At 71.0% G+C, this 16,048-nt stretch carries 12 protein-coding genes; 6 read left to right on the forward strand and 6 right to left on the reverse strand.

Annotation, left to right across the window (positions count from 1 at the left end; all coding sequences use genetic code 11):
- Positions 1 to 186 precede the first annotated feature (186 nt).
- Both ABWV53_RS03070 and ABWV53_RS03075 read left to right on the forward strand, forming a co-directional pair.
- A complete protein-coding gene (locus ABWV53_RS03070) occupies positions 187 to 1,014 on the forward strand; it encodes a UPF0149 family protein (protein WP_353362838.1) in 828 nt (275 codons plus the stop codon).
- A 213-nt stretch (positions 1,015 to 1,227) separates the two neighbouring features.
- On the forward strand, positions 1,228 to 2,715 hold the full coding sequence (locus ABWV53_RS03075) for a SulP family inorganic anion transporter (RefSeq protein ID WP_353362840.1): 1,488 nt from the start codon (positions 1,228 to 1,230) through the stop codon (positions 2,713 to 2,715).
- Between the two features lie 803 nt (positions 2,716 to 3,518).
- Here ABWV53_RS03075 and ubiA read toward each other — a convergent pair.
- The 4 genes from ubiA to recG all read right to left on the reverse strand — a co-directional run bounded on the left by ubiA (position 3,519) and on the right by recG (position 8,566).
- Positions 3,519 to 4,394: a 4-hydroxybenzoate octaprenyltransferase gene (gene ubiA / locus ABWV53_RS03080; protein ID WP_353362842.1), complete on the reverse strand. Its 876-nt coding sequence runs from the start codon at positions 4,392 to 4,394 to the stop codon at positions 3,519 to 3,521.
- An 89-nt stretch (positions 4,395 to 4,483) separates the two neighbouring features.
- Complete coding sequence (locus tag ABWV53_RS03085) at positions 4,484 to 5,008, reverse strand: Dps family protein (RefSeq protein WP_353362844.1); 525 nt, start codon at positions 5,006 to 5,008, stop codon at positions 4,484 to 4,486.
- 185 nt (positions 5,009 to 5,193) lie between these two features.
- A complete protein-coding gene (locus ABWV53_RS03090) occupies positions 5,194 to 6,159 on the reverse strand; it encodes a LysR substrate-binding domain-containing protein (protein ID WP_353362846.1) in 966 nt (321 codons plus the stop codon).
- A gap of 238 nt (positions 6,160 to 6,397) precedes the next feature.
- A complete protein-coding gene (gene recG, locus ABWV53_RS03095) occupies positions 6,398 to 8,566 on the reverse strand; it encodes an ATP-dependent DNA helicase RecG (protein WP_353362848.1) in 2,169 nt (722 codons plus the stop codon).
- 109 nt (positions 8,567 to 8,675) lie between these two features.
- Here recG and ABWV53_RS03100 point away from each other — a divergent pair, with 109 nt between their 5' ends.
- The 3 genes from ABWV53_RS03100 to ABWV53_RS03110 all read left to right on the forward strand — a co-directional run bounded on the left by ABWV53_RS03100 (position 8,676) and on the right by ABWV53_RS03110 (position 12,114).
- Positions 8,676 to 9,947, forward strand: coding sequence for a cyclic di-GMP phosphodiesterase (locus ABWV53_RS03100; RefSeq protein ID WP_353362850.1), 1,272 nt, complete (start codon positions 8,676 to 8,678; stop codon positions 9,945 to 9,947).
- Between the two features lie 107 nt (positions 9,948 to 10,054).
- Positions 10,055 to 11,203, forward strand: a complete 1,149-nt coding sequence (gene queA, locus ABWV53_RS03105; RefSeq protein WP_353362852.1) for a tRNA preQ1(34) S-adenosylmethionine ribosyltransferase-isomerase QueA — start codon at positions 10,055 to 10,057, stop codon at positions 11,201 to 11,203.
- Positions 11,200 to 12,114, forward strand: a complete 915-nt coding sequence (locus ABWV53_RS03110) for a DMT family transporter (protein WP_353362854.1) — start codon at positions 11,200 to 11,202, stop codon at positions 12,112 to 12,114. The genes queA and ABWV53_RS03110 overlap by 4 nt, the downstream gene beginning before the upstream one ends.
- 68 nt (positions 12,115 to 12,182) lie before the next feature.
- Here the strand turns inward: ABWV53_RS03110 and ABWV53_RS03115 are convergent, their stop codons facing one another.
- Together ABWV53_RS03115 and ABWV53_RS03120 are read right to left on the reverse strand one after the other, a co-directional pair.
- Positions 12,183 to 13,838 carry a gamma-glutamyltransferase family protein gene (locus ABWV53_RS03115; RefSeq protein ID WP_353362856.1) on the reverse strand — a complete coding sequence of 552 codons (1,656 nt, stop codon included), beginning with the start codon at positions 13,836 to 13,838 and terminating at the stop codon, positions 12,183 to 12,185.
- Positions 13,839 to 13,851: 13 nt separating this feature from the next.
- Positions 13,852 to 14,841: a Bug family tripartite tricarboxylate transporter substrate binding protein gene (locus ABWV53_RS03120; RefSeq protein WP_353362858.1), complete on the reverse strand. Its 990-nt coding sequence runs from the start codon at positions 14,839 to 14,841 to the stop codon at positions 13,852 to 13,854.
- 285 nt (positions 14,842 to 15,126) lie between these two features.
- Between ABWV53_RS03120 and ABWV53_RS03125 the strand changes: the two genes are divergently transcribed.
- On the forward strand, positions 15,127 to 16,038 hold the full coding sequence (locus ABWV53_RS03125; protein WP_353362860.1) for a LysR family transcriptional regulator: 912 nt from the start codon (positions 15,127 to 15,129) through the stop codon (positions 16,036 to 16,038).
- The last annotated feature ends 10 nt before the right edge of the window (positions 16,039 to 16,048 follow it).

Below are 16,048 nucleotides of genomic sequence, written 5' to 3' on the forward strand. Positions count from 1 at the left end.
CGGGTGCGGGGGCGAGCGGCTTTCGCGGGGGGCGGATAAACTGGCCGGCTTTCCACGGGCCGCGTGGAAGCGCCAACGGCGCTTTGCTTCGCCTCGCATCCCCATCACGCGGCCATTGCAGACGGCCCCGCCGGCCCGCGCATCATAAAAGCCCTTCACCTGCCCCCGAATTCGCAAGCACCCGCCATGTCCCAAGCCGCCGACACGCCTTCCCAAGAACCTTCCGCCGCCCTGGGCGCGGACCAGCTCGACGAACTCGACACCCTGCTGGACGATCTGCGCACCCGCGCCGAGGAAATCCCGCAGTGGGAGTTCTGCGACGGCTTTCTGACCGCGCTGGCCTGCACCCGCCGCGAGGTGCCCACCGCCGAATGGCTGTCGATGCTGCTGGGCGACGGCGCCGAGCTGGAGCCCGCCGAGGACGGCTCGCTGCCGGTGCTGCCCGCCTTCACCGACGCCGCGCAGCAGGCCCGGTTCCTGGAGCTGTGGAGCCTGCGCTGGAACGAGGTGGTGGCCCAGCTCGACGCCGACGTGCAGTCGCTGGACGAGGACGACGCCTTCCAGCCCGAGGCCATGGACATGCGCGGCGCCATCGCCAGCCTGCCCGAGGAAGAGCGCGCCGACATGGAAGGCCGGGAGATCCCGTCCTTCGGCCAGGTGTGGGCGCTGGGCTTCATGTTCGCCGTGGAGAACTGGCCCGAGGAATGGGCGGCGCCGCGCGACCGCGAAGCGGCCGAGTGGCTCAACGAGGCGCTGGACGGCATCGTCGCGCTGACCGAGGACGACACCGGCAAGCCCGAGGTCTGCATGTATTCGGAAGACGGCCCGCCCAGCACCAGCCAGGCGCGGGTGGAAGCCTTCGGCGAAGCCATCTGGGCCGTGTACGACCTGCGCCGCCTCTGGAAGAGCATGGGCCCCCGCGTCGAAGCCGTGCGCCGCGCCGACACGCCCGGCCGCAACGACCCGTGCCACTGCGGCAGCGGCAAGAAGTTCAAGAAGTGCCACGGGGCCTGATGGCCTCTGCCTGAGGCGCTGCGCTCCGGAGCCGCCGCCCTGGGGCCGGTCGGAAGCCGCGCTCGATCGTTTTGCTCCTGAATTGATAGCTGCATGCGCTTGTGGGTCGGGCGCTGGACCCACTTTCTTTCCGAAAATTCCCTGCGGGCATCGGCCCCCTCGGCCGTTCCTGTGGTCGCCCAGTGCCGCCACCCGCATCCACTCCCTCGACGTATGACCGCCGTTTCCTTCCTTTCGCGCCTGCGCGCCGAATGGGCGCCCAGCATTCCGCGTGAACTGCTGGCCGGCGCCGTGGCGACCTTCGCGCTGATCCCCGAGGTGATCGCCTTCAGCTTCGTCGCCGGTGTCGATCCGTCGGTGGGGCTGTTCGCTTCTTTTGTCATCAGCATCGTCATCGCCTTCGCGGGTGGGCGGCCGGCCATGGTGTCGGCGGCGGCGGGCTCGGTGGCGCTGGTGGCGGCGCCCCTGGTGGCGTCGCACGGCGTGGGCTACCTGCTGGCCGCAGGCCTGCTGGCGGGGGCGGTGCAGGTGGTGTTCGGGCTGCTGAAGCTGGGCGTGCTGATGCGGTTCGTCTCCAGCTCGGTGCGCACCGGCTTCGTCAACGCACTGGCCATCCTGATCTTCGCCGCGCAACTGCCCCACCTGCGCGGGGCGGGCCCCGCCACCTGGGCGCTGCTGGCGCTGGGGCTGGCCATCATCTACGGCCTGCCCTGGCTGGGCCGCCGGCTGGGGCTGCGCGCGCTCACGGCCATTCCGTCGCCGCTGATCTGCGTGGTGGCGCTCACGCTGCTCGCCTCGGCCCTGGGCCTGCCGGTGCCCACCGTGGCCGACCTGGGCCGCCTGCCCGAGAGCCTACCCTTCTTCGGCCTGCCGGCCGTGCCCGCGTCGCTGGACACGCTGCGCATCATCGTGCTGCCGGCGCTGGCCATCGCCATGGTCGGCCTGCTGGAGTCGGTGCTGACGGCGGCGGTGGTGGACGAGATGACCGGCACCCCCAGCGACAAGAACCGCGAATGCACGGGCCTGGGCCTGGCCAACATCGCGGCCAGCTGCTTCGGCGGTATTGCCGGCTGCGGAATGATCGGCCAGGCGGTCAGCAACGTGAAGTACGGCGGGCGCGGGCGCCTGTCCACGCTGTTCGCGGGTGTCTTCCTGCTGATCCTGATGGTAGCGCTCAAGGACTGGGTCTCGCGCGTGCCGGTGATCGCGCTGGTGGCCATCATGGTGATGGTGTCGGCATCGACTTTCGACTGGAAGTCGCTCGGCCAGCTGGTGCGGCACCCGCGCCTGTCCAGCACGGTGATGCTGGCCACGGTGGCGGTCACCATCGCCACGCACAACCTGGCCGCCGGCGTGGCCGTGGGCGTGCTGCTGAGCGGCGTGTTCTTCGCCTTCAAGGTCTCGCGCATGCTGAGCGTGCAGGCCGGGGTGGACGCCGCCACCGGGCTGCACACCTGGCGGGTGCGGGGGCAGGTGTTCTTCGCGTCGGCCGACGCGTTCATCGAGGCGTTCGATGTGCTGTCGGTGCGGGGGCAGGCGGTGCGGATCGACGTGTCAGAGGCGCACTTTTGGGACGTGACGGCGGTGGGGGCGCTGGAGCAGGTGGTGCAGCGGCTCAAGGGGCATGGGTGTGGGGTGGAGGTGGTGGGGTTGGGGGTGGCGAGTGAGGTGTTGATTGATCGGTTGGGTGGGGTGGGGTAGGGGGGGCTTTGTCTGTGGGGTGATTGGTTTCGGGGTCTGTAGGCGGTGCTGGCCATTGCTGAGTGGTTGCTTCCCGGGGCCGGGATGTGCGCCCGGCGGCGCACTCACTTTCTTTTGCTTCGCCAAAAGAAAGTAAGCAAAGAAAAGGCGACCCCCAGTCTGCGACCCCTTCGCTGCGCTACGGGGCGACCTGCGTCGGGGCGCTTGCGGGGTGCCGCCGCAGAACTCACTTTGCGCTGGCGCGCTCCGTTCAAACAGCTGCGGCGAGTCAGAGCACGAGGCATGCGCGCTCCGACGCGCATGCGCACCCCGCAAGCGCCCCGCCGCAGGCGCAGCCAGCAGGGGTGGGACAGCCCGCACGGGCCATCGCTGCGCTCGGCCCCCAACGCGCGCGCTGCGCGCTGCGCTCCAGGCCGAGCGCAGCGATGGCCCGGGTCGGGCGGTTGGGTTCCCTTCTGTGCGTGCCGAGAAGCGCAGCGCGTGGAGGGCGCATGCGTGCCGAAGGACACGCATGCTTCAAGCTCTGACTTGCCGCAGCTGTTTGAACGGAGCTGCGAAGCAGCGCAGTGAGTTCTGCGGCAGCCCTCCACGCGCGAGCATCGCAGGTTGCCCCGGAGCGCAGCGCAGGGGACACGCACAGCAGGGTCGCCCTTTCTTTGGTGACTTTCTTTCGGCGAGACGAAAGAAAGTTACTCGCCGCCGGGGCGAAATCCCGGCCCCGGAAAGCAATCACCCCACAAGCCTCGAATCCGCCCACAGCCCAATCAAATCAAGCACATAAAGCTACCAAAAAGGTAGCAAAATCACCGCAAAGCAAACCCCAGCACCACCCCAGCAAACAAGGCGAACCCCACCCAATGATTCGCCCTGAACGCCACAAAACACCCCTCCCGCGTCCGCCCCCGGATCAGCGTCCAGTGCCACCCCACCTGCGCCAGCGCCACCCCCAGCCCCAGATACCAGGCCACCCCCAGCCCCAGCGGCGCCAGCGCCACCCCCCAGATGGCCAGCAGCAGCAGATAGAACCCCATCACCGCCGGCACGTCCCACCGCCCCAGCGTGATGGCCGAGGTCTTCATCCCGATGCGCAGGTCGTCGTCCCGGTCCACCATGGCGTACTCGGTGTCGTAGGCCAGCACCCAGAACAGGTTGCCCAGCACCAGCCACAGCGCAAGCCACGGCACGTCGCGGCCGACTGCCGTGAAGGCCATCGGAATGCCCATGCTGAAGGCCACGCCCAGCACCGCCTGGGGCATGGAAACGAAACGCTTGGCGAACGGATAAGCCAGCGTCACCGCCAGCGCAGGCACCGACCAGGCGATGGTGGCCGCGTTCGTCGTCAGCACCAGGGCGAAGGCCGCCAGGGCCAGCACGGCGCCGACGGCCAGGGCCTCGCGGGGCGACACGGCGCCGCTGGTCACCGGGCGCTGGGCGGTGCGCTTGACGTGGCGGTCGAAGTCGCGGTCGGCCACGTCGTTCACGCAGCAGCCGGCGCTGCGCATGAGCACGGTGCCGAGCGTGAACACGGCCAGCAGGTGCCAGCCGGGAAAGCCCTCCGCCGCGATCCACAGCGCCGCCAGCGTGGGCCAGAGCAGCAGCAGCCAGCCGGCGGGGCGGTTCCAGCGGATCAGGTCGAGGTACAGCGAGAGGCGTGAACGGCGGGGCGTGGGCGGGTGCATGGTGCGGGAGACGGGCGTTGGCAAGTGAAAACGCCCGCGGCTGCGGGCGTTCTTCCGGGGTGCGCGGGGCGCAGCAGCGCCTGCGGAATTTACTCTTCCAGCAGGGCGCGCAGCATCCAGGCGGTCTGCTCGTGCACCGTCAGGCGCTGGGTCAGCAGGTCGGCCGTGGGCTCGTCGCTGGCCTTGTCGGCGACGGGGAACAGCTCGCGCGCGGTGCGGGCGACGGCTTCATGGCCTTCGACCAGGATGCGCACCATTTCCAGGGCCGAGGGCGGCTCCGAGGGCACGTCGGGCAGCGAGGTGAGCTTGCCGAACTGGGCGTACGAGCCGGGGGCGGGGTGGCCCAGCGAGCGGATGCGCTCGGCGATCGGGTCCACGGCGTTCCAGAGTTCGGTGTACTGCCCCATGAACATGGTGTGCAGCGTGTTGAACATGGGGCCGGTCACGTTCCAGTGGAAGTTGTGCGTGGTGAGGTAGAGCGTGTAGGTGTCCGCCAGCACGCGCGACAGGCCCTGGGCGATGGCGGCCCGGTCCTTGTCGCTGATGCCGATGTTGATGCGGGGCGCGCCGGTCTTGCTGACGGCGGGCTTGGTGGTGACGGGGGCCTTGGCCATGGAGGAACTCCTTCGTTGACGAAAACTGGACTGCTGACTCTACGGCGGCGGCGGGGCGCTGTCTGCCAGACGACGGAGCCTGGCGCTGCAGTCTCGCGGCGCTGCCAGGCGCTCGGGGCGCACGGTGCCGGCACTCTAGCGCATGCCGGCGGGGCTTTTGCCCTCTTGCGGCGCCGGCGGCCTCGTCAGGACAGGCGCGTCACGCCCGGGAGCTCGCACGCGTAGACGGCGTTGCGCAGCGCGGCGATGGCTTCATACCGGGTGAAGCTGCGGCGCCAGGCCAGCACCACGCGGCGCATCGGCGGCGCGCTGCCGTCGTCTTCGGCGATGGGCAGGTAGCGGATGTGGTTGTCGTCGCTCTTGCGCCGGCGCGTGCCGGTGACCAGGGCGTCGCGCGGCACCGACAGGCGCGGCACCAGCGTCACGCCCATGCCGGCGGACACCATGTGCTTGATGGTCTCCAGCGACGAGCCTTCGAAGGTGCGGCGGATGCCCTCGGCATTGCTCGCGTAGCGCGCGAACTCGGGGCAGACCTCCAGCACGTGGTCGCGAAAGCAGTGGCCGGTGCCCAGCAGCAGCATGGTTTCGCTCTTGAGCTGCGAGGCCGACACCGAGGTCTGCTGGGCCAGCGGGTGGCTGCTGGGCACGGCGGCCAGGAAGGGCTCGTCGTAGAGCGGCGCCATCGCCAGGCCCGTGTCCGGGAACGGCTCGGCCATGATGGCGCAGTCGATCTCGCCGGTGCGCAGCATTTCCAGCAGGCGGGCGGTGAAGTTCTCCTGCAGCATCAGCGGCATCTGCGGCGTGCGGGCGATGGCGTGGCGCACCAGCTCGGGCAGCAGGTAAGGGCCCACGGTGTAGATCACGCCCAGGGTCAGCACGCCGGCCAGCGGATCCTTGCCGCGCTTGGCGATTTCCTTGATGGCGGCGGCCTGCTCCAGCACGCTCTGCGCCTGCCGCACGATGTCCTCGCCCAGCGCCGTCACCGACACGTCGCCCGCGCTGCGCTCGAACAGCTTGATCTCCAGCTCGTCTTCCAGCTTCTTGACGGCCACCGACAGCGTGGGTTGCGAGACATAGCAGGCGTCTGCGGCACGGCCGAAGTGCTTTTCGCGGGCGACGGCGACGATGTACTTGAGTTCGGTGAGGGTCATGGATCGGATGGAGCGGGAAAGCGGCGCCAAGGGTCTGCGTCAGGCCGCGGTGGCTGCGTGCGGTGGGCGCCTGGCAGGCCGGCTGCGTGGCGGCGGGCGGCCCTGGGAGGCAAAAGGATAAGGGTAACCGCTTTCGGAGTCCACCAGGCGGCAGCGGGCCATATGGCGGCCCGCTTTTCCCCGCCGCGGGCTGCGCCCGGCCACCTGGCTTTCGAGGCAGCCCCGCCGGCGGGCCCGCCTACGCCTTGAGGTAGTCGGACTTGCCGCCCAGCCAGCGCTGCACGTGGCGTTCGGCCAGCGCGGGGTGGCGGTCCAGCATCGCCACGGCCTGCTCGCGCGCCCAGTCCAGCAGCAGCGTGTCGGTGGCCAGGTCGGCAAAGCGCAGCAGCGCGTCGCCCGACTGCCGGGCGCCCAGGAATTCGCCCGGGCCGCGGATTTCCAGGTCGCGCCGGGCGATCTCGAAGCCGTCGTTCGTCTCGGCCATTGCCTTGAGCCGGTCGCGCGCGGTCTCGCCCAGGCGGCCGCTGTCATTGGTGGAATACAGCAAGACGCAGGCGGAGGCCGCCGCACCGCGCCCCACCCGGCCGCGCAACTGGTGCAACTGGCTCAGGCCGAAGCGCTCGGCATGCTCGATCACCATCAGCGAGGCGTTGGGCACGTCCACGCCCACCTCGATCACGGTGGTGCTGACCAGCACCCCCATCTGGGCGCTCTTGAAGAGGTCCATCACCGCCTTCTTCTCGGCGCCGGGCATGCGCGAGTGCAGCAGGCCGACCATCACGCCGGGCAGGGCCTCGCTCAGGTCGGCATGCGTGGCCGTGGCGTTGGACAGATCCAGCGCCTCGCTCTCCTCGATCAGCGGGCACACCCAGTACACCTGCCGGCCGGCGGCCACCTGCGCGCCGATGCGCCCGATCACCTCGTCCTTGCGGCTGTCGGCGATCAGCTTGGTGACGATGGGCGTGCGCCCGGGCGGCAGCTCGTCGATGGTGGAGACGTCAAGGTCGGCGTAATAGCTCATCGCCAGCGTGCGCGGGATGGGCGTGGCGCTCATCATCAAAAGGTGCGGCTCCATACCGTGGTCGGCCAATTTCTGCCGCAGCGCCAGCCGCTGGGCCACGCCGAAGCGGTGCTGTTCGTCGATCACGGCCAGCGCCAGGTTGCGGAACTGCACGCTGTCCTGGATCACGGCGTGCGTGCCCACCACCAGCGTCGCCTCGCCGCTGGCGATGAGCGCCAGCATGGCGGCCCGCTCCTTCTTCTTTTGCCCGCCCACCAGCCAGGCCACGCGCTGCCCGCGCGCGGCCAAGAGCGGCTCCAGCCAGCCGATCAGCTTGGCGAAATGCTGCTCGGCCAGGATCTCGGTGGGCGCCATCAGCGCGCATTGCCAGCCGGCGTCGATGCACACGGCGGCGGCCAGCGCGGCGACCACGGTCTTGCCCGAGCCCACGTCGCCCTGCAGCAGCCGGTGCATGGGCACGGGCCGGGCGATGTCGCGGGCGATTTCTTCGCCCACGCGGCGCTGCGCGCCGGTCAGGGCGAAGGGCAGCACGGCCAGCAGCTGCTCGTGCAGCGGCGCGCCGGCCGAGCCGCCTGCACGCAGCACCGGCGCGCGCAGCCGGGCGCGTTCGCGCTTGGACTGCAGCTGCGACAGCTGCTGGGCCAGCAGTTCCTCGGCCTTCAGCCGCTGCCAGGCCGGGTGGCTGTGGTCCTGCAGCGTGGCCAGCGCCACGTCGGGCGTGGGGTGATGCAAAAATGATAGCGCCTCGCGCAGGTTCCATAAGCGCTGCACGCCGTTCTGGTCATGGAAATGGTGCACCGGCGGGTCGGCGTCGGGTGGCAGCGTGTCCGACAGGTCCACCCGCAGCAGCGCGCCCGCCACGGCGCGGCGCAGGTAGGCCTGGGGCAGTTGCGCGACGGTGGGGTAGACGGGGGTGAGCGCGGCCGGCAGCTCGCCGCCCGCCAGGCGAAAAGCCGGGTGCAGCATCTGCCGGCCCCAGAAGCCCCCCTTGATCTCGCCGCGCACGCGCAGCCGCGCGCCCACGGCCATGGTCTTCTGGTGCGAGGGGTAGAAGCTGAAGAAACGCAGCTCGCAGCTGCCGGTCTCGTCCTCCACCGTCACCAGCAGCTGGCGGCGCGGCCGCAGCTGCACTTCGCAGGCGACGACGGTGCCCTCGATCTGCACCGAATCGCCGTCCCGGGCGTTGCGGATCGGCGTGATGCGGGTTTCGTCCTCGTAGCGCAGTGGCAGGTGCAGGGCCAGGTCGATGTCGCGCACCAGGCCGAGCTTGTGCAGCGCCTTCTGGGCTGGGCTGGGCTGGGCGCGGGCCGGAGCGGATGCAGGGGCGACGGCAACCCGGGCGGCCTCGGCGCCCGCCGGGGCGGCGCTGCTACGGGCGCGGGGCATGGTGGCCACCAGGGGGAAAGTGCGGGTCCGGCATGAGCGGAAAAGGCTACCATGCGCGGACCCGCCCTTTTTTCGTTTTCCCTCGGACGCATCGAGTCTTCCGCCCACCATGCTCAAGCGAATCAGCGTCCAACACCTGTCCCTGGGCATGTACCTGCACCAGTTCTGCGGCTCCTGGATGGACCACCCGTTCTGGCGCACCGGGTTCGTGCTGACCGACCCCAAGGACCTGGCCCGCATCCTGGAGACCGACATCCGCGAGGTGTGGATCGACACCGCCCGGGGCGCCGACGTGGCCCAGGGCGTGCAAGGCACCAGCCGCGCCGAGGCCGACGCGCAGATCGACACCGACTTCGCGGGGCTGGAGGCGCCGGCCCCGGCCGCCCCGGTGGCCGCCGCCGCCCCGGCCCGGCCGCGCCGGCGCGAGCCCACCACCATGGACGGCGAGCTGCGCGCCGCCGCCGCCATCTGCACCCAGTCGCGCGAGGCGGTGTTCAGCATGTTCAACGAAGCGCGCATGGGCCGGGCGGTGGACACCATCGGCGTGCAGAACCTGGTCGACGAGATCTCCGACTCGGTCAACCGCCACCCCAGCGCCCTCATCAGCCTGGCGCGGCTGAAGACGGCCGACGACTACACCTACATGCATTCGGTCGCCGTCTGCGCGCTGATGGTGGCGCTGGCCCGGCAGCTCGAGCTGGACGAGGCGGCCACGCGGGACGCCGGCCTGGCCGGCCTGCTGCACGACCTGGGCAAGGCCGGGATCCCGCTGGCGGTGCTGAACAAGCCCGGCAAGCTGACCGATGAAGAATTCACCGTGGTGCGCGGCCATCCCGACAAGGGCCACGCCATGCTGCGCGAGGCCGGCGGCGTGTCCGACGCGGTGCTCGACGCCTGCCTGCACCACCACGAGAAGATGGACGGCACGGGCTACCCGCACCGCCTGCACGGCGAAGAGATCAGCGTGATCGCCCGCATGGCCGCCATCTGCGACGTGTACGACGCCATCACCTCCGACCGGCCCTACAAGCGCGGCTGGGACCCGGCCGAGTCGCTGCGGCGCATGGCCGAGTGGAGCGGCAGCCATTTCGACAAGCGCCTCTTTCAGGCCTTCGTCAAGAGCATCGGCATCTACCCGGTGGGCTCGCTGGTGCGGCTGACCTCCGGGCGCATCGGCGTGGTGGTGGAGCAGTCTCCCCAATCGCTCACCACGCCCATCGTCAAGGTGTTCTTCTCCACCAGGTCCGACCTGCGCATCCCGCCCGAGCGGGTGAGCCTGGCCGCGCCCGGCTGCACCGAGAAGATCGTGGCGCGGGAAGACCCCGCGCGCTGGAACTTCACCGACCTCAACCAGCTGTGGGCGGGCTCGATCGTCGATTAAGCCCTGCGGCGCGGGGCTGCGCGCTATCCTTGCGCTTTTCGTAGCCGTTATCCCTTTTTCTCCCTCCTTCCCCTCCTTGGCACGGGCCTGTCAGGCCCTCAAGCGACATGCAGACGCCTTCTTCCCTCTCTCCTGAATCCTCGGGCGCTCCTGAGCGCCCCTTCACCCTCGGCGACTTCGATTTCGCCCTGCCCCCCGAACTGATCGCCCAGCACCCCGCGCCCGAGCGCAGCGGCTCGCGCCTGCTCGACGGCCGCGCCCGCGAGCCGGCCGACCGCATATTCCGCGAGCTGCCCGGCCTGCTGCGCGAAGGCGACCTGCTGGTGTTCAACGACACCCGCGTGGTCAAGGCCCGGGTCTTCGGCGAGAAGGCCAGCGGCGGCAAGCTGGAGCTGCTGATCGAGCGGGTGCTGACTGCGGAGGCCGGCGCGGGCAACGAAGTCGTCGCCCACATGAAGGTCAGCAAGAAGCCCCTGCCCGGCAGCACCGTGCGCATGGCGGGCGGGCGGCAGGCCGGCGGCTTCGACGCCACGCTGCTGTCGCGCTGGCCGGGCGAAGACGGCCCGCTGTTCCGCTTCGCGCTGCAGGGCCCCGCCGGCGAAACCCCCTGGGAGCTGATGGAGCGGCACGGCCACCTGCCGCTGCCGCCCTACATCGAGCGCCAGCAGAACGCCGAGCACGACCCCGACGCGGCCGAGGACAGCCAGCGCTACCAGACCGTGTTCGCCCGCGCCCCGGGCGCGGTGGCCGCGCCCACCGCCGCGCTGCATTTCGACGAAGCCGTGCTGGCCGACCTGGCCGCGCGCGGCATCGAGCGTGCCAGCGTCACCCTGCACGTGGGCGCCGGCACCTTCCAGCCCGTCAAGACCGAGAACCTGGCCGAGCACCGCATGCACAGCGAGTGGTATGAAGTGCCGCTCGCCACGCTGGCAGCGCTCGAGCGCTGCCGCCAGCGCGGCGGCCGGGTGGTGGCGGTGGGCACCACCACCGTGCGCACGCTCGAATCGTGGGCGCGCTCGGGCCAGGCCTCGGGCGACACCGACATCTTCATCACGCCCGGCTACGGCTTTCGCGTGGTGGACCTGCTCGTCACCAACTTCCACCTGCCCAAGAGCACGCTGATGATGCTGGTCAGCGCCTTCGCGGGCTATGCGCACGTCATGGGCCTCTACCGCCACGCCATCGCCCAGCGCTACCGGTTCTTCAGCTACGGCGACTCGATGCTGCTGGAGCGCAGCACGCCGCGTGCGGAATGACGCCGGGCGGCCCCCGCCCCGGCCCTGGCGGCGCCGCCCCCGGCCCGCGCGCGGGCGGGGCGCTGGCGGGCATCGCGCTGGTCGTGGCGGCCTGCGCCTGCTTCGCGCTGCTCGACCTCACCACCAAGGCCATCGGCAGCGACCTGCCGGTGCTGATGATGCTGTGGGCGCGCTATCTCTTCCACACGCTGCTCACCACCGCCTTCGTGCTGCACCGCGAGGGGCGGCAGGCGCTGCGCACCACGCAGCCGCGCTTCCAGGCGCTGCGGGCGGTGCTGTTCGTGGCGATGAGCCTCTTCGCTCTGCTGAGCATCCTGCACATGCCGCTGGCGGAGTTCACCGCCATCGTCGCCACCACGCCGCTGTGCGTGACGGTGGTGGCCGCGCTCTGGCTGGGCTTTCGCGTGAGCCCGGCGCGCTGGGTGCTGGTGGCGGTGGGCCTGGCCGGCACGCTGGCCATCATCCGCCCGGGCGGGCAGGCCTTCGGCTGGGCGCTGGTCTGGCCGCTGTGCCTGCTGGCCACGGGCACCGGCTACCAGGTCATCAGCAGCCGCATGGCCGGGCGCGAAAGTCCGGCCACCACGCAGCTCTACACCGGCTGGATCGCCACCGCGCTGGTGTCGCTGGTGATGCCCTTCGCTTGGGTGAGCATCCACGACCCCTGGCTGTGGCTGGGCATGTTCCTGATGGGGCTGCTGAGCGCCTGCGGCCACATGCTGCTGATGCAGGCGTACGCGCGCACCACGCCCGTCACGCTGGCGCCGTTTCTCTACAGCCAGATCGGCTTTGCCATGCTGGCCGGCTGGTTGGTGTACCGGCACGTGCCCGACAGCTGGTCGCTGGCCGGCATCGGCGCCATCGTGCTGAGCGGCGCGGCCAGTGCCTGGCTCACCGTGCGGGAGCGGCGCTGAGGGTCAAAATGGCCTCCAGCGCTTGATGTACCAGCGCTGGCAGCTATCGAAACAATAGCAAGCCGCGCTCAGAACGCCACGGCGTGCCCGTCCTTGCGCGGGTCCGAGCCGGCGATGTAGTGCCCGCCCTGGCGCAGCACCAGCTGCGCGCCGCCGAAGGCGAACACACCGTTGCCGGCCTCCACCGTCACCTCGTGGCCCCGGGCGCGCAGCGCCTCCACCAAGGCGCCGTCGAAGTGCGGCTCCACTGCCACGCCCTTGCCGCCGGTCACGCGCCAGCGCGGCGCATCGGCGGCGGCCTGCGGGTTCTGGCCGTAGCGCAGCACGCGCAGCGCCATCTGCGTGTGGCCCTGGCTCTGCATCGGCCCGCCCATCACGCCGAAGGCCATTTGCGGCGTGCCATCGGCATGCATGGCGAAGGCCGGAATGATGGTGTGCGAGGGGCGCTTGCCCGGCGCCACGCAGTTGGCGTGTCCGGCCTGCAGCGTGAAGCCGTGGCCCCGGTTCTGCAGGCTGATGCCGGTGCCCGGCACCACCACGCCCGAGCCGAAGCCCATGTAGTTGGACTGGATGAACGAGACCATCATCCCCTGGCTGTCCGCCGCCGCCAGGTACACCGTGCCGCCCCGGCGCGGCGTGCCGTAGACCGGGTCGCTGGCGCGCTCGGGGTCGATCAGCGCGGCGCGCTCGGCCAGGTAGTCGGCGTGCAGCAGTTCGGCCGGGTGCACCTGCAGGTGGTCGCCGTCGGCGTTGTGCTGGTAGAGGTCGGCCAGCGCGAGCTTCATGGCCTCGATGCTGGCGTGCACCGTCTCCACGCTGTCCAGCGGGTGCGCGCCGACGCCGCGCCCGCCGTCGATGCGGTCCAGCATGCCCAGGGCCATCAGCGCGGCGATGCCCTGGCCGTTGGGCGGGATCTCGTGGATCACCGAATCGCCGAAGCGCTGGCTCACGGTGCCCACCCAGTCGGCCCGGTGCGCGGCCAGGTCTTCGACCGTCATGGCGCCGCCGTTCGCCTGGGAATGCGCGGCCATCTTCTCGGCCAACTCGCCCCGGTAGAAGGCTTCGCCCTCGGTGGCGGTGATCAGCTCCAGCGTGCGGGCATGGGCCTCGCTGCGGAAGATCTCGCCCGCCTGCGGCGTGCGGCCGTCCGGCATGAAGCACTCGGCGAAGCCGGGCTGCGCGCCGAGCTTCTGCGCGCCCAGTGCCCACAGGCGGGCGATGGTCGGCGACACGGGAAAGCCGTTGCGGGCGTAGTCGATGGCGGGCTGGGCCAGTTGGGCGAAGGGCAGCTTGCCCAGGCGCTGAGAGAGGGCCACCCAGGCCGACACGGCGCCGGGCACGGTCACCGCGTTCCAGCCCATCTCGGGAATGGCGCCGCCGAGCTTCTCGAAGTATTCGGGCGTCCACGCGGCGGGCGAGCGGCCCGAGGCATTGAGCCCGTGCAATTCCTTGCCGTCCCAGACGATGGCGAAGCCGTCGCTGCCCAGGCCGCAGCCGGTGGGCTCGACCACCGTCAGCACCATGGCGGCGGCGATGGCGGCATCCACCGCGTTGCCGCCGGCCTGCAGCATGGCGAGGCCCGCCTGCGCAGCCAGCGGCTGCGAGGTCGAGACGACGTTGCGGCCCATCACCGCGCTGCGGTGGGAGGCGTAGGGGAGGGTCCAGTCCAGGGACGAGGATGCGTTCCGTGCGTTCGATGCGTTAGATGCGTTCTGTGCGGTCATGGCGTGCCCTTCTTCATTCCAGCGTGATCTTGTGTTGGCGGATGACGGCGGCCCAGCGGTCGCTGTCGGTGCGCACCAGCGCGCCGAACTGCGCGGGCGTGCTGGGCTTGGCGGGTTCCACGCCCAGCTTGGCCAGGCTCGCGGCCAGCTCGGACGCCTGGATGGCCTTCGCAAAAGCCGCATGTACGCGTTCGACCAGCGCGGGCGAGGCGCCGGCCGGCAGGTAGACGCCGAACCAGGTCACCGACGAAAAGCCGGGCAGGCCCGACTCGGCCAGCGTGGGCAGCTCCGGCGCCAGGCTGCTGCGCTGCGCGCTGGTGACGGCCAGGGCGCGCAGGCGGCCGCTTTTCACGTGCGGCATGCCGGTGGGCAGCGAATCGAACAGCACCTGCACCTGGCCCGTCACCAGGTCGGGAATGGCCAGTGCCGTGCCCTTGTAGGGCACGTGCGTCATCTCGATGCCGGCCTGCGCGGCGAAGGCGGCGGTGTTCAGGTGCACGATGGTGCCGTTCCCGCTGGTGGCGTAGTTCAGCTGGCCGGGGTGGGCCTTGGCGTAGGCGATGAGTTCCACCACCGTCTTCACCGGCAGCGAGGGCGTGACCAGCAGCACGCTGGGCGCGTCGGCCACATGCGCCACTGGCACGAAGTCGCGCTGCGCGTCATAGGCCAGCTTCGGCATCAGGTGGGGCGAGATGGCGTGCGTGCTGCTGGTGGTCAGCAGCAGCGTCATGCCGTCGGGCCTGGCCTTGGCCGCCTCGGCCGCGCCGATGGTGCCGCCCGCGCCGGGCTTGTTGTCCACCACGAACTGCTGGCCCAGCTCCTGCCCCACGCGCTGCGTGACCACGCGGGCCACCAGGTCGGTCGCCCCGCTGGCAGGGAAGGGCACGATCACCCGCACGGGGCCCTGGGGCCACGAGGCGGCGGAAGCGGGTTGTGCCACGGCCGGCACCTGGGTGCCGAGCAGGGCTGCGGCCAGCAGGGTCAAAAGGGAGAGGACGCGCATCGAAGAAGACTCCGGGAGAGGAAATGGGTACCTGGCGGCCAGACCGGAGACGGCACCGGTGGCGGGCGGGCGGGACGAAAAGGCGGGGGCCGGGTGGGCGCGATGCCGGGCGAGCAGGATCCGCTGGTGGCGGACGGTACGGAGTCCATCTTAAGAATGCCGGCAGTCCGGCACCACCACCGAATGGGCAAGCCGGTTTGCCATGGCGGCAAAGCAGGCCATACTTCTGCCATTGCTGCGGCAACGCACCGCCCGCCGTTGCGCCAAGTCCTCCACCCGTCGCCCATGCGCCGCCATCTGCTTCAAGACACCGCCCTGCGCTACTTCCTGGAGGTGGCGCAAAGCGGCTCGCTCACCGAGGCCTCGGCGCGCCTGCACGTGGCGGCCTCCGCGCTCAGCCGGCAGATCGCCGGGCTGGAGGAGCAGTTGGGCACGCCGCTCTTCGAGCGCCATCCGCGCGGCATGGTGCTCACGGCGGCCGGGGAGATCCTGGCCGCGCATGCCCGCCGGGCGGGGCTGGACGCCGACCGGGCCCTGGGCGAGATCGCCGCATTGCAGGGGCTGCGCGCCGGCCAGGTGCGGCTGGCCACCTCCGACGCCTTCGCCAACGAGCTGCTGCCGCGCCTGTGCGTGGAGTTCCAGCGCACGCATGCCGGCATCGCGTTCAGCGTGCAGTCGCTGCCCACGCCGCAGGTGCCCGAGGCGGTGCGCGCCGGCACCGTGGACATCGGCCTGTGCTTCAGCCGCGCCCCGCAGAAGGACATCCACGTCGAATACCGCCAGAGCGCGCCGGTGCTGGCCGTGCTGCCGCCCGGCCACCCGCTGGCCGCCGCGCCGCGCGTGACCCTGGCGCGCATGGCGCAGCACCCGCTGGGCCTGCCCCCGCCCGAGACGGCGGTGCGCCAGATGGTGGACATCGCCTGTGGCCGCCAGGGCCTGCGGCTCGCGCCGGTGATCGAGTCGAACCACGCCAAGACGCTGCTGAACTTCGTCGCGCACGGCGGCGGGGTGTCGGTGTCCAGCGAGGTGAGCGCCCGCTACATGGTGGCCGCCGGCCTGGTGCTGGCGCGGCCGCTGGCCGACGTGGGCATGGATCTGCGCGACATCGAGGTGCAGACCCTGGCCGGGCGCAGCCTGCCGGTGGCGGCGCGGGCGTTCCTGGAGTTGCTGAAGGAGCGGCTGGCCGGGCCTGCGTAGCCGGCCGCCG

This window comes from Acidovorax sp. FG27 (genome assembly GCF_040365715.1).
In the GTDB taxonomy this organism is placed as follows: Bacteria; Pseudomonadota; Gammaproteobacteria; order Burkholderiales; family Burkholderiaceae_C; genus Paracidovorax.